The sequence below is a fragment of the Enterobacter cloacae complex sp. S1 genome, assembly GCF_014930525.1.
GTDB lineage: Bacteria > Pseudomonadota > Gammaproteobacteria > Enterobacterales > Enterobacteriaceae > Enterobacter > Enterobacter hormaechei_C.
This window is the reverse complement of record NZ_JADBRE010000011.1, coordinates 1-12719: the sequence shown is the minus strand read 5'-3', so window position 1 is coordinate 12719 and position 12719 is coordinate 1. Positions and strand designations below refer to the sequence as shown.

Here is a 12719-nt window from a genome sequence, read left to right as displayed (position 1 = left end):
TGAAGGCTTAGATAATCTGCCGAACTTCGTCGAGTGTGGTGGTACCGGAGGTACCCAAATCCAGTTTGTTACCATCGCTACCCTTGATGACGCCCTGAACCAGGGCAAACTGTAGCGGCTGAGCCACCAGCTGAGTGGTGCCGTTGCTGGCGCTAATCGCAACCTGATACGAGCCGTTAGGCGCTTTAGTGCCGTCGGTCAGGCTGCCATCCCAGGTAAAGGTATGAACGCCCGCTTTAAGCTCGCCAATCTCAATCGTGCGCACCACGTTGCCGCTGGCGTCTTTGATTGTGGCGGTGACTTTGTCGGCCGGCTGCTGCAACTCAACGCCAAACGGCGTCGTGGTGGTGGTGGACGTGCCATCGGTAGTGCTGGTGCCCGCCAGAATCGTGGTCCCCGGGATCATCACCCCGTGACCGATCAGGTTGGCGGCCTGCAAGGACTGGCTGTTATCGATTTGACCGGAGACCGAGCCGAGCGTGGTGTTCAGTTTCTCAATGCCGCTGACGGTACTGATCTGCGCAAGCTGCGTGGTCAGTTCGTTGTTCTGCATCGGATTGGTCGGGTCCTGATTTTTCAGCTGTGCCACCAGCAGGGTCAGAAAGCTGCTCTGTAAATCGGAGGCATTGCTCCCGGTGAGAGAGCTGGAACCAGTCGCACTGCTGGTGCTGTTGACGCCGGTATTTGTCGGGTCATTCACGTTTACGGCGATGGACATGCGTGTCTCCTTTACTGGCCGAGAGTGAGTGTTTTGAGCATCATGCTCTTCACGGTATTAAGCACTTCGACGTTTGCCTGGTAGCTGCGCGACGCGGACATGGAGTTCACCATCTCCCCGACCACATCCACGTTCGGCATTTTCACGTAGCCGCTGGCATCCGCGAGCGGGTTGCCTGGCTCGTAAACCAGCTTGTCGGGCGCCTGGCTCTCAACCACGTCCGCCACTTTTACGCCGCCCGTTGCCGCACCCGGTGCAGCATCAACCTGGAAGACAACCTGTTTAGCGCGATACGGTTGCCCGTCAGGGCCGGTCACGCTGTCGGCGTTGGCCAGGTTACTGGCGGCCACGTTCAGTCGTTTGGACTGCGCCGTTAATGCCGAACCGGCGATATCAAAAATATTCAGCAAGGCCATTTACTAATTGCCCCCCTGTAGGACGGTCATCATGCCTTTAATTTGCCCGCCGAGTAGCGTCAGACCTGTCTGGTATTGCAGGCTGTTATCGGCAAACTGTGTGCGCTCCCGGTCCATGTCGACGGTGTTACCATCAAGTGAGGGCTGATCGGGAATACGGTAAAGCAGGTCGGTCGTTGGCGCGGTCATCGCCTGAGCGGGAATATGACGTGAGGATGTCAGGGCCAGTGAGACACCCGTTCCTTCGGCACGTCCACGCTCCATCACTTTTTTGAGTTCACTGGAAAAATCAATATCGCGCGCCTGATACCCGGGGGTATCCGCGTTGGCGATATTGGCGGCTAAAATCTCCTGCCGCTGGGCGCGTAAATTGAGCGCTTCCTGCTGAAAACGTAACGCGGCGTCGAGTTTATCGAGCATGTCTCCTCCGCTGATGAGAAAATTTCAGTTCACAGCTTAAATCTCACCCCGTCTCCCCTATCGACGGAATAAGCGCAAAATGCGTCGCTATTTGTTGCGTTGATGGAAAACCACTGCGGGTAGAATTTGCTAAATTCTGGACATGGTGGAACGTGCGATGCGGACTTTTAAACGTGGCCTGGCGGCGACCCTACTGCTTTTAAGCCCTCTGGTGCAGGCTGAGGGGTTAGAGGACCAGCTCAATGCATTCTTTGCGCAGAAGCTGGCCGGTTTCAGCGATGACGTACGCGTGACCGTGCGCACCCCGCCTAACCTTTATCCTTCCTGCGAAGCCCCGTCATTTAGCGTGACCGGCAGCACCCGCTTATGGGGCAACGTGAACGTGCTGGCGCGTTGCGCCAATGAAAAACGCTACTTACAGGTTGCGGTTCAGGCGACGGGCAATTATGTTGTCGCCGCCGTTCCCATTCCCCGGGGCAGCCTGCTGCAACCTGACAGCGTAACGCTGAAGCGAGGCCGTCTGGATCAGCTTCCACCGCGGACGATGCTGGATATCAACCAGGCTCAGGAGGCGGTCAGCCTGCGCGATGTCGCTCCTGGACAGGCGATACAGCTATCCATGCTGCGCCAGGCGTGGCGGGTGAAAGCGGGACAACAGGTGATGGTGGTCGCCAATGGCGAAGGCTTTAGTATCAACAGTGAAGGAAAAGCGCTGAATAATGCCGCAGTGGCGCAAAATGCCCGGGTCAGAATGTCCTCAGGCCAGGTGGTCAGCGGCACGGTCGGTCCTGATGGGAATATTCTGATTAACCTGTAATCTTTTTAAAGATTTCGCGGCGACTGCCGATAAATATTCAACAAATGATGATGTCAGGCGCAAACGCCGCGAACCCTCGATGAGGACAACACTATGAGCATTGATCGTACATCAGCCCTGAAGCCGGTTAGCACTGTACAACCTCGCGAAACGAATGAGGCTGCCCCGCATAAAACGCGTCTGGAAAAAACGTCGACGGCTAACAGCACCAGCGTCACGCTGAGCGATGCGCAGTCGAAGCTGATGCAGCCAGGCAGCAGCGATATCAACATGGAACGTGTTGAAGCGCTGAAAACGGCTATCCGTAACGGCGAACTGAAAATGGATACCAGCAAAATCGCTGATGCGCTGATTCAGGACGCACAGAGTTTCCTCCAGAGTAACTAACCGTATGAGTCGACTGTCAGAAATACTGGATCAGATGACGGTGGTCCTGAACGACCTGAAAACGGTGATGGATGCAGAACAGCACCACCTCTCTTCTGGTCAAATCAACGGCAGCGCGTTGCAACGCATAACTGAAGATAAAAGCTCGCTGCTGGCGACCCTGGATTATCTGGAAAAACAGCGACGCGCTGAGCAAGACGCGAAACGCAGCGCCAATGATGAGATCAACGAACGCTGGCAGACCATTACAGAAAAAACCCAGCATCTTCGCGATCTTAACCAGCATAACGGCTGGCTGCTGGAAGGACAGATTATCCGTAATCAGCAGGCGCTTGAAGTGTTAAAGCCCTATAAAGAGCCGGGGCTGTACGGTGCGGATGGTCAGACGGCCACGGCACGTATCACGGGTGGGAAAAAGATTTCGATTTGACGCAGTAGCGGCACGTCATGAAGCGGGGAGCACCTTCTGGTGAACTCCCCTTTTGGCGTTTATACCGTGCGGCGGGTGAACTCTTTCACTTTGAAGCCAAGCACCGCCAGCGTGGCAAAGTACGCCACCACACCGACCACCACCACGGCCATCAGACGCATCAGGCGGTAAGGCATGGTGCCCTGCGCCCACTCAGGCATGACATACAACATGCCAACCAGCGCGGCCGCCATCACCACTACCGCAATCGCCAGACGCAGCAGGAAGCTTGCCCAGCCCGGCTGCGGTGTGAAGATATCCTGCTTGCGCAGCTGCCAGTACAGCAGCCCGGCGTTCAGACAGGCCGCCAGACCAATCGACAGTGACAGCCCCGCGTGTTTCAGCGGTCCAATAAACGCCAGGTTCATCAGTTGCGTCATGATCAGCGTCACAATGGCAATCTTAACCGGCGTTTTGATGTCCTGACGTGAATAGAAACCGGGCGCAAGCACCTTCACGACAATCAGCCCCATCAGCCCCACCGAGTAGGCTACGAGCGCACGCTGGGTCATGGCGGCATCAAAGGCGGTGAACTTTCCATACTGGAACAATGAAACCGTCAGCGGTTTTGCCAGGATCCCCAGCGCCACCGCGCTTGGCAGCGCCAGCAGAAAACAGAGACGCAGGCCCCAGTCCATCAGGCGGCAGTATTCATCGTGGTTGCCGCTGGCGAAACTTTTCGACAGCGACGGCAGCAGAATAGTCCCCAGCGCCACGCCCAGCACCCCGGATGGAAACTCCATCAGACGATCGGCGTAGTACATCCAGGACACCGAGCCCGACACCAGGAAAGAGGCGAAGATGGTATTGATGATCAGAGAGATCTGGCTAACGGACACGCCGAGTATCGCCGGTCCCATCTGTTTGATAACGCGCATTGCGCCCGCATCTTTGAAATTAATGCGCGGCAGAACCAGCATGCCGATTTTTTTCAGGTGCGGAAGCTGGTAAGCAAGCTGTAACACGCCGCCGACGGTCACGGCCCAGGCCAGCGCCAGCACCGGTGGGTTAAAATGCGGCGCGGCGAACAGCGCAAAGCCAATCATGCTGACATTGAGGAACGTGGGGGCAAAGGCCGGAACGGAGAAGCGGTTCCAGGTATTCAGGATGGCACCCACCAGCGACGCCAGCGAAATCAGCAGAATATAGGGGAAGGTTATACGCAGCAGTTGGGTGGTCAGGGCAAATTTATCCGCTGTGTCAGCAAAACCCGGCGCCGTCACCATGATCACCCAGGGCGCTGCCAGCATCCCCAGGACGGTCACGATCGCCAGCGCCAGCGTCAGTAATCCGGAAACGTAGGCCACAAAGACGCGGGTGGCATCTTCGCCCTGTTTGCTTTTATATTCTGCGAGGATCGGGACAAATGCCTGTGAGAAGGCCCCTTCGGCAAAAATACGGCGCAGCAGGTTCGGCAGCTTAAAGGCGACGAAAAAGGCGTCAGTCGCCATCCCGGCGCCAAAAACCCTTGCCACAATGGCATCGCGCGCAAAGCCAAGCACGCGGGAAAACATGGTCATCGAGCTGACGGCCGCCAGCGATTTTAATAAGTTCATTAACGTGAAGTTCCACAACCCTACGGATTTCCAGGACGGGCAAGCGTTAGCGCCACCCGGCAAAGCCAACAAGCGGCGCTTAGTCTAACCGGATTTCAACGAATTACTATCGGCAGATGTTACAACGCGTTATTCCGACATGGCTTCGCGCCAGAGTCGTTCCACAATGCGCTGCGCCAGAATAGCCTGCTCCCCGGACGTTTCAGGAACCGTCTGATTCTGCACGCAGGTGATGAAGTGACGCGCGCAGCCCACAAAGCCACGCTGCTCCAGGGTGCTTTGCCAGCCGGGAACCGGTAACGCGACCACGCCATTACCCTTCTCTTCCCGCCACTCTCGCATATCGGTGACGTCATACAGCGCGCCATCCGTAACGGCCTGCACGGACTCGCGCTGGCTGCCCGCCCGACGATGCATGCTGGTCGTCACCTGCAAATGCTCAACGGCAAAATGATGTTCGGCGTAAACCATCTCACCCTGCTCGTTGGTCAGCAGCGTGCCGCTTTGCAGCTGGGCTTTTCCGTTACTCAGCCACAGGGCCGTATCCACGACGTGGAGATAATCATCCAGCAGTGTGAAGCGCAGATCGTTCGGCCCCACGCTGTCGGTACGGTGCTTATCCATACGCAGAGAGGCGAACGAGCCGGACTGCGCTTTAAGCTGCTGATAGAGCGGCGCAAAACGGCGGTTGAATCCGACCATCAGCGTCAGCTTTTTACGCGCGGCCAGCTCAATCAGTCGCTCAGCATCCTGTACATTTTCCGCCAGGGGTTTATCCACGCAGACGTGAACGCCTGCGTTCAGCAACTCGCTCACCACCTGGTAGTGCGTCGCGGTTGAGGTATGCACAAATACCGCATCACATTCACGGGCTAAATCCTGTAGCGAACCGGCATAAGGGATGCGCCAGGTTTTGCAGATGCGCTCTGCTTTCTCGCGGGTGGGCGACCACGCCCCTTGCAGCGTCCAGTCGGACGCGGCGCCTAAAACGGGCAGCCAGGCTTTTTGCGCGATCCCTCCCAGCCCCACAACACCAATGCGTAATGTTGTCACGATTAATCTCCCAGATGTGCGAGTAACGCATCCAGACGCTGCTTCAGCCCGGCAACCTCGTCTTCCAGGGCTGCCACGCGCGCGGTCAGGCTGTCGTTTGATGCTGGCGTGTCGGATTCTACGGCCAGCGCAGAGGGCTCAACGTCGCCGCTAAACAGGTGCATGTAGCGGCTTTCACGCTTGCCCGGCTCGCGGGGCAGACGCACCACGTAAGGACCGTCCTCGCGTGAGGCCAGCCCCTCCAGCGTCTGTTCAACGTCCTGCATATCCTGAAACTCATGCATGCGGGAGGCGCGTGTGCGCAGTTCACCCGGCGTCTGCGCCCCGCGCAGCAGCAGCGTGGTGATAACTGCCACTTCTGCGGCGCTGAGTTTTAAATCGCCAAATTCGGAATTACAAAAGCGCTGTTCATATTTAGTGACGCGATTACCGAAGCCGCTGACGGTGCGCAGATAGTGGCGCTTCACCAGCTCATCAAGGATATCCTGCACCTCGTGCTCGCCAAGGTTCATCACCGGCTCACGGTTCGTCTTCTGGTTGCAGGCCATCGTGACGGCATTCACGGACAGAGGATACTGTTCCGGCGTGGTGACCTGCTTTTCCAGAAGGCAGCCGACCACGCGCGCTTCGGCGCCATTTAACTGATATTTCATTTTTTCTCCTTAACGACCCGCGGTCCACTCCTGCGTGGTGAGCGCGGTGAGCACATGGTCCCGCCACTCGCCGTCAATCAGCAGATAATCTTTGGCATAGCCCTCTTTCTCAAACCCCAGGCGGGCCAGCAGATCGCCGCTGCGCTTATTGTGCGGCATGTAGTTGGCCATAATGCGATGGATATGTTGCGTGCGCTGCATGTAGCGAATCGCAGCCGTCAGCGCCTCAAACATGAGCCCCTGCCCCTGCCATTTCTGACCGATGGAATACCCGAGGTAACAGGCGTGAAACGACCCGCGTACCACGTTTGAAAAATTGGCAATGCCAACGATCTCTTTCTCTTCCGGATCGAGAAGCGCGAAATAAAACGCACTTCCCTGTTTATGAAATTCCGCAATCATACTGAGGCGCGCCTGCCAGCCAGAGGGGTAGCAGTGGCTCTCGTCCCGAACGGGTTCCCAGGGTTTTAAAAACTGGCGATTCTCGGCGTAATAATCCGCCAGACGCCAAGCATCACGCTCATGCACCAGACGAACGACCAGCCTGTCCGTCGTCAGACGCACTTTTGGCACATTACTGCGATAGCCAAACATCGTTACCACTCCTTCCCGTCGCTTCTGCTCTGCCTGTTAGCTTTACTATACCTGCGCCTGTGCCTTCTGTGAAAACAGTGACATACCATTTTGATCGCTTTTCACATTTTTCGATGAGAACTCTCTATCAAAGCACCTTTTTGATAAAAAAATATTGTCGCCAGCGGGTATGGGAAAAAGCCCGGCGACACCGCAGAATGTTAGCGTGCTCACCTTTTATTTTCCCTGGAGGGAAAATGTCCCGCGTATCACAGGCCAGGAGCCTGGGTAAATATTTCCTGCTCGTCGATAACATGCTGGTCGTGCTCGGCTTTTTTGTCGTTTTTCCGCTTATATCGATTCGTTTTGTCGATCAAATGGGCTGGGCGGCATTGATGGTCGGGATCGCGCTGGGTCTACGCCAGTTTGTACAACAGGGTCTGGGCGTGTTTGGCGGCGCAATAGCCGACCGCTTCGGCGCGAAACCGATGATCGTCACCGGCATGCTGTTACGTGCGGCGGGATTCGCCACCATGGCAATCGCTCATGAACCCTGGCTGCTGTGGTTCTCCTGTTTCCTTTCCGGGATTGGCGGCACCCTTTTCGACCCACCGCGTACCGCGCTGGTGGTTAAGCTTATCCGTCCGCAACACCGGGGGCGCTTCTTCTCGATTTTGATGATGCAGGACAGCGCTGGCGCGGTGGTGGGCGCCCTGCTGGGAAGCTGGCTGCTGCAATACGATTTCCGCCTGGTCTGCGCCACCGGCGCGGTGTTGTTTATTCTCTGCGCGCTGTTTAACGGTCTGTTTCTACCCGCGTGGAAGCTGTCAACGGTGAAAGCACCTGTGCGGGAAGGGCTTGACCGTGTGCTGAGCGATAAACGCTTCGTCACCTATGTGTTAACCCTGACCGGCTACTACATGCTCGCCGTGCAGGTCATGCTGATGCTGCCCATTATGGTTAACGATATTGCCGGCACGCCGGCGGCGGTGAAATGGATGTATGCCATTGAGGCCTGCCTCTCACTGACGCTGCTTTATCCGATTGCCCGCTGGAGCGAGCGCCGTTTCCGGCTTGAGCACCGTCTGATGGCCGGGCTGTTGCTGATGACGCTGAGCATGATGCCCATCGGCCTGGTGAGTTCGCTTCAGCAACTGTTTATGCTGATCTGCACCTTCTATATTGGCTCAATCATTGCCGAGCCAGCCCGTGAAACGCTGAGCGCGTCACTTGCCGACGCCCGGGCCCGCGGCAGCTACATGGGCTTCAGCCGTCTCGGGCTGGCGCTTGGCGGCGCACTGGGTTACACCGGTGGCGGCTGGCTGTTTGATGCCGGAAAAGCGCTCCATCAGCCGGAGCTGCCGTGGGTCATGCTCGGCATGGTCGGCTTTATGACGCTGATTGCCCTCTGGTGGCAGTTCAGTGATAAACGCAGCACCCGCGGGATGCTGGAGCCTGGCGCCTGACCCTCTTTCACTATCAGTTTTTTCTGCTGGTTTCTGTTGGATCACCCTGACATACTGGCGTATCAGGACAGATGCGCCGATTTTATGTTGAGGAACGCCATGAAAAAGATCGTTATTGCCGCTGCGTTAATTGTCAGTGGTCTGCTGGTGGGATGTAACCAGCTTACGCAGTACACCGTCAGTGAGCAGGAAATTAATCAGGCGCTGGAAAAACATAATAACTTTTCAAAAGATATCGGCGTGCCCGGCCTTGCGGATGCGCATATCGTCCTGACGAATCTCGCCAGCCAGATTGGGCGCGAGGAGCCTAACAAAGTCACCCTTTCCGGCGATGCCAGCCTCGATATGACCTCGCTCTTCGGCAATCAGAAAGCGGATATCAAGCTGAAGCTCAAGGCGCTGCCGGTCTTTAATAAAGAGAAAGGGGCCATTTTCCTGCAAGAGATGGAAATCGTCGATGCGGTTGTGACGCCGGAAAAAATGAAACCGGTGCTGCAAACGCTGATGCCGTATCTCAACCAGTCGTTGCAGAACTACTTTAACCAACAGCCTGCCTATGTTCTGAGCGAAGACAAGAGCAAAGGCGAATCTCTGGCGAAAAAATATGCCAAAGGGATAGAGGTGAAACCTGGTGAAATCATCATCCCTTTCACCGACTAAACACTCCGGGCGCTCAGGCGCCCGTTTTTTTTAACGGAATAGTGTGCAAACGAAAACGTTTCCGCTTATGATTTGTGTCCGGCAAAAACAGCCCTCTTATGACTGATCTCTTTCAAGCCGGAGCTTCCATGACTGTACAATCCCAGGTTCTCAAAATCCGCCGCCCAGACGACTGGCATATCCATCTTCGTGATGGCGACATGCTGAAAACCGTCGTGCCGTATACCAGCGAAATTTATGGCCGTGCGATTGTTATGCCTAACCTGGTTCCGCCAGTCACTACCGTCGAGGCCGCGATTGCCTATCGCCAGCGTATCCTTGACGCCGTTCCGGCGGGACACGATTTTACCCCATTGATGACCTGCTACCTGACGGACTCGCTGGATCCGAATGAAGTTGAGCGCGGGTTTAACGAAGGTGTATTCACCGCCGCGAAGCTCTACCCGGCGAATGCCACCACCAACTCCAGCCATGGGGTGACCAGTATTGATGCCATCATGCCTGTTCTGGAGCGTATGCAAAAACTGGGCATGCCGCTGCTGGTGCACGGGGAAGTGACCCACGCTGACATTGATATTTTCGATCGCGAAGCACGTTTTATCGAAACGGTCATGGAGCCGCTGCGCCAGCGTCTTCCGGGGCTGAAAGTGGTGTTTGAGCACATTACGACTAAAGATGCCGCAGAGTATGTCCGGGATGGAAACGAGCTGATTGCCGCCACCATCACCCCGCAGCACCTGATGTTTAACCGTAACCACATGCTGGTGGGCGGCGTTCGCCCACATCTGTATTGTCTGCCGATCCTCAAGCGCAACATCCACCAGCAGGCGCTACGTGAGCTGGTCGCCAGCGGCTTCCCGCGCGCGTTCCTCGGCACGGATTCCGCCCCGCATGCCCGTCACCGTAAAGAGGCGAGCTGCGGCTGTGCAGGCTGCTTTAACGCCCCGACCGCCCTGGCAAGTTACGCAACCGTGTTTGAAGAGATGAATGCGTTAGACCATTTCGAAGCCTTCTGCTCCCTTAACGGCCCGCGTTTCTACGGTCTGCCGGTCAATGACACGTTCATTGAGCTGGAGCGTAAAGAAAGCCAGGTTGAAGCGTCGATTGCGCTCACCGACGATACGCTGATCCCCTTCCTGGCCGGTGAAACCGTAAACTGGACGGTAAAACGCTAAAAAAATCGCGCCCCCTGTTGTCAAAGCGACAATATAACTGTATAAATAAACAGTATATTACACAGGGGGCATTTATGCGTATCGAAGTCACCATAGCCAAATCCACCGTCCTGCCTGCTGGCGCACTCGACGCTCTGGCGGGTGAACTATCCCGACGTATTAACAGCACTTTTCCAGAAAACGATGGCGCCGTAACGGTACGTTATGCGACAGCAAACCATCTTTCCGTCATCGGCGGCGCGAAAGAAGACAAAGAACGCATCAGCGAAATTTTGCAGGAAACATGGGAAAGCGCCGACGACTGGTTCATCACTGATTAAAATTTGCTCCCTCATTGTGTTTTTTTGCCGGGTCGCCCCGGCTTTTTTTTCGTTTCGTCTCCTGAAAGTTCAAAATATTTCAGCATCTTCTTAGAAAATCGTGAACAAGATGGCGTTTTATTGTTCGAACAATCCTAAAAAGCATAAAAATGTGTTGCTACCCGTTTATTTTTTCCTTCTGAACCCTTATTAATTGATATACTGAAATTGCTTTCAGAAAAACATGCATTGAACCTCAAAGTCGTTGTCTTCTAACACGCATTAAGGGGGTTATAATGGAAAAGAATAGTGAAGTCATCCAGACCCATCCGCTTGTTGGCTGGGATATCAGCACAGTAGACAGCTACGATGCGCTGATGCTGCGTTTGCACTACCAGACCCCAAATCAGCAAAACCGTGATGAAGCGGAAGTTGGACAGACGCTGTGGCTTACAACAGACGTCGCCCGTCAGTTTATCTCTATTTTAGAAGCAGGCATCGCAAAAATAGAATCTGGCGACTATCAGGAAAATGAGTATAAACGGCATTGACCTTATGCCCCTTTTCACTCAACAGGCACCCTCGCGGTGCCTTATTTATTTCGCTCTTGTATAAGCCCACTTAGTTAATTACTCTGCTAACAAAGCGTTAGTAAAGAGAAGCCTATGAAATACGATTTAATCATTATCGGAAGCGGCTCCGTAGGATCTGCCGCCGGTTATTACGCCACGCAGGCGGGTCTGAAAGTGCTGATGATTGACGCCCACCTTCCCCCCCACTCTGAAGGAAGCCATCACGGCGATACCCGTCTGATCCGTCACGCTTACGGTGAAGGTGAACGTTATGTACCGCTGGTGCTTCGGGCTCAGACGCTGTGGGATGAGCTGGCCACACTCACCGAAGATCGCATTTTTGAGCGCACCGGGGTCGTTAACCTGGGGCCAGCCAGCTCCACGTTTCTGGCGACCGTCGAGGAGAGCGCGAAAGCCTACCGCCTGGACGTCGAGCGTCTGGATGCAAACGGCATCATGGCGCGCTGGCCGGAAATTTCTGTCCCTGAAGGCTACATTGGGTTGTTTGAAGCCAACTCTGGCGTACTGCACAGCGAAACGGCCATTAAGACCTGGATTGATCTCGCCGCCAAAGCGGGCTGCGCGCAGTTGTTCAACTGTCCGGTCACGGGCATCACCCACCATGCAGAGGGTTCAACCGTCACCACCTCTGAAGGTGAATATACCGCCACGCGCCTGCTGGTCAGTGCGGGAACGTGGGTGACGAAACTGCTGCCGAACCTGCCCATCCAGCCGGTGCGAAAAGTCTTCTCCTGGTTCCAGTCTGACGGGCGTTACAGCAGTCAGAACAAATTCCCGGCGTTTACAGGCGAGTTACCCAATGGCGACCAGTTCTATGGTTTCCCCTCGGAAAAAGACGCGCTCAAGATTGGCAAACATAACGGCGGACAGGTAATTTCCTCTGCGGAAGAACGCAAGCCTTACGGTGCTTATCCGCAGGATGGTTCCGAAGCCTTCACGTTCCTGCGTAATATCCTGCCGGGCGTAGGCGGGTTGCTTTACGGCGCAGCATGCACCTACGACAACACCCCGGATGAAGACTTTATCATCGACACCCTGCCGGGACACGATAACACCCTGCTCGTAACCGGGCTCAGCGGTCACGGGTTTAAATTTGCCTCTGTGTTAGGTGAAATTGCCGCCCAGTTTGCGCAGGGGATCGCGCCTTCGTTTGATCTCAAGCCCTTCACGCTCTCGCGCTTTAACCGATAATACCTCTACAGGCTCCGAATAACCGGGGCCTGTTTAGCGAGAGGAGCATGATGCGCAGACTGGTGAATTACCTTATCAATAACATCCGCGAGCATTTCATGCTCTACATTGTTCTTTGGTCGCTGCTGGCGATCATTGACGTTATCTATATTGTATTCTTCTGAAAATTCTCGCTGACGTTTATTGACACTCCTTTAAATTTATTTAACTTATATTTTTTAAAAAACGTCACCTCAAATTTATTGAACGAAGCGATTGAAATACATTGCGGAA

Annotated in this window: 17 protein-coding genes; 10 read left to right on the top strand and 7 right to left on the bottom strand. The window is 55.2% G+C overall.

All coding sequences use genetic code 11. The annotated features are described in order from the left end of the window. Positions 1-7: 7 nt before the first annotated feature. Genes flgD through flgB form a run of 3 tightly spaced genes read right to left on the bottom strand, consistent with a single transcriptional unit; the run spans position 8 to position 1554 of the window. Complete coding sequence (flgD, locus tag IM290_RS09460; RefSeq protein WP_003857994.1) at positions 8-718, bottom strand: flagellar hook assembly protein FlgD; 711 nt, start codon at positions 716-718, stop codon at positions 8-10. Positions 719-729: 11 nt separating this feature from the next. Then, complete coding sequence (gene flgC, locus IM290_RS09455; protein WP_003857997.1) at positions 730-1134, bottom strand: flagellar basal body rod protein FlgC; 405 nt, start codon at positions 1132-1134, stop codon at positions 730-732. Between the two features lie 3 nt (positions 1135-1137). Further along, a complete protein-coding gene (flgB, locus tag IM290_RS09450) occupies positions 1138-1554 on the bottom strand; it encodes a flagellar basal body rod protein FlgB (RefSeq protein ID WP_003857999.1) in 417 nt (138 codons plus the stop codon). Positions 1555-1711: 157 nt separating this feature from the next. Here flgB and flgA point away from each other — a divergent pair, with 157 nt between their 5' ends. From flgA to flgN, 3 genes are all read left to right on the top strand, one after another. After that, on the top strand, positions 1712-2371 hold the full coding sequence (gene flgA / locus IM290_RS09445) for a flagellar basal body P-ring formation chaperone FlgA (protein ID WP_023296301.1): 660 nt from the start codon (positions 1712-1714) through the stop codon (positions 2369-2371). Positions 2372-2464: 93 nt separating this feature from the next. Further along, the gene (flgM, locus tag IM290_RS09440) at positions 2465-2758 is read left to right on the top strand and encodes a flagellar biosynthesis anti-sigma factor FlgM (protein WP_033487243.1); all 294 of its coding nucleotides are present in this window, start codon (positions 2465-2467) and stop codon (positions 2756-2758) included. 4 nt (positions 2759-2762) lie between these two features. Then, positions 2763-3188, top strand: coding sequence for a flagella biosynthesis chaperone FlgN (gene flgN, locus IM290_RS09435; RefSeq protein ID WP_003858003.1), 426 nt, complete (start codon positions 2763-2765; stop codon positions 3186-3188). A gap of 59 nt (positions 3189-3247) precedes the next feature. Here the strand turns inward: flgN and murJ are convergent, their stop codons facing one another. The 4 genes from murJ to rimJ all read right to left on the bottom strand — a co-directional run bounded on the left by murJ (position 3248) and on the right by rimJ (position 7083). Next, the gene (murJ, locus tag IM290_RS09430) at positions 3248-4783 is read right to left on the bottom strand and encodes a murein biosynthesis integral membrane protein MurJ (protein ID WP_017384735.1); all 1536 of its coding nucleotides are present in this window, start codon (positions 4781-4783) and stop codon (positions 3248-3250) included. Between the two features lie 129 nt (positions 4784-4912). Next, positions 4913-5836, bottom strand: a complete 924-nt coding sequence (locus IM290_RS09425; RefSeq protein WP_017384736.1) for a Gfo/Idh/MocA family protein — start codon at positions 5834-5836, stop codon at positions 4913-4915. Positions 5837-5838: 2 nt separating this feature from the next. Further along, complete coding sequence (locus IM290_RS09420; RefSeq protein ID WP_192969389.1) at positions 5839-6489, bottom strand: YceH family protein; 651 nt, start codon at positions 6487-6489, stop codon at positions 5839-5841. A gap of 9 nt (positions 6490-6498) precedes the next feature. Further along, positions 6499-7083 (bottom strand): ribosomal protein S5-alanine N-acetyltransferase, encoded by a 585-nt coding sequence (rimJ, locus tag IM290_RS09415; protein ID WP_003858007.1) that lies wholly within the window; start codon positions 7081-7083, stop codon positions 6499-6501. 236 nt (positions 7084-7319) lie between these two features. Between rimJ and mdtH the strand changes: the two genes are divergently transcribed. The 7 genes from mdtH to IM290_RS09380 all read left to right on the top strand — a co-directional run bounded on the left by mdtH (position 7320) and on the right by IM290_RS09380 (position 12610). After that, positions 7320-8528 carry a multidrug efflux MFS transporter MdtH gene (gene mdtH / locus IM290_RS09410; protein WP_003858008.1) on the top strand — a complete coding sequence of 403 codons (1209 nt, stop codon included), beginning with the start codon at positions 7320-7322 and terminating at the stop codon, positions 8526-8528. 99 nt (positions 8529-8627) lie between these two features. Further along, a complete protein-coding gene (locus IM290_RS09405) occupies positions 8628-9188 on the top strand; it encodes a lipoprotein (protein WP_017384739.1) in 561 nt (186 codons plus the stop codon). 128 nt (positions 9189-9316) lie between these two features. Further along, positions 9317-10363, top strand: a complete 1047-nt coding sequence (pyrC, locus tag IM290_RS09400) for a dihydroorotase (protein WP_017384740.1) — start codon at positions 9317-9319, stop codon at positions 10361-10363. Positions 10364-10437: 74 nt separating this feature from the next. Then, positions 10438-10683 carry a DNA damage-inducible protein I gene (gene dinI, locus IM290_RS09395; protein WP_003858011.1) on the top strand — a complete coding sequence of 82 codons (246 nt, stop codon included), beginning with the start codon at positions 10438-10440 and terminating at the stop codon, positions 10681-10683. A 275-nt stretch (positions 10684-10958) separates the two neighbouring features. Then, positions 10959-11213 carry a biofilm formation regulator BssS gene (gene bssS / locus IM290_RS09390; protein ID WP_015570838.1) on the top strand — a complete coding sequence of 85 codons (255 nt, stop codon included), beginning with the start codon at positions 10959-10961 and terminating at the stop codon, positions 11211-11213. A 114-nt stretch (positions 11214-11327) separates the two neighbouring features. After that, positions 11328-12446 carry an N-methyl-L-tryptophan oxidase gene (gene solA / locus IM290_RS09385; RefSeq protein ID WP_193041526.1) on the top strand — a complete coding sequence of 373 codons (1119 nt, stop codon included), beginning with the start codon at positions 11328-11330 and terminating at the stop codon, positions 12444-12446. A gap of 50 nt (positions 12447-12496) precedes the next feature. Beyond that, positions 12497-12610 carry a YceO family protein gene (locus tag IM290_RS09380; protein ID WP_003858014.1) on the top strand — a complete coding sequence of 38 codons (114 nt, stop codon included), beginning with the start codon at positions 12497-12499 and terminating at the stop codon, positions 12608-12610. Positions 12611-12719 lie beyond the last annotated feature (109 nt).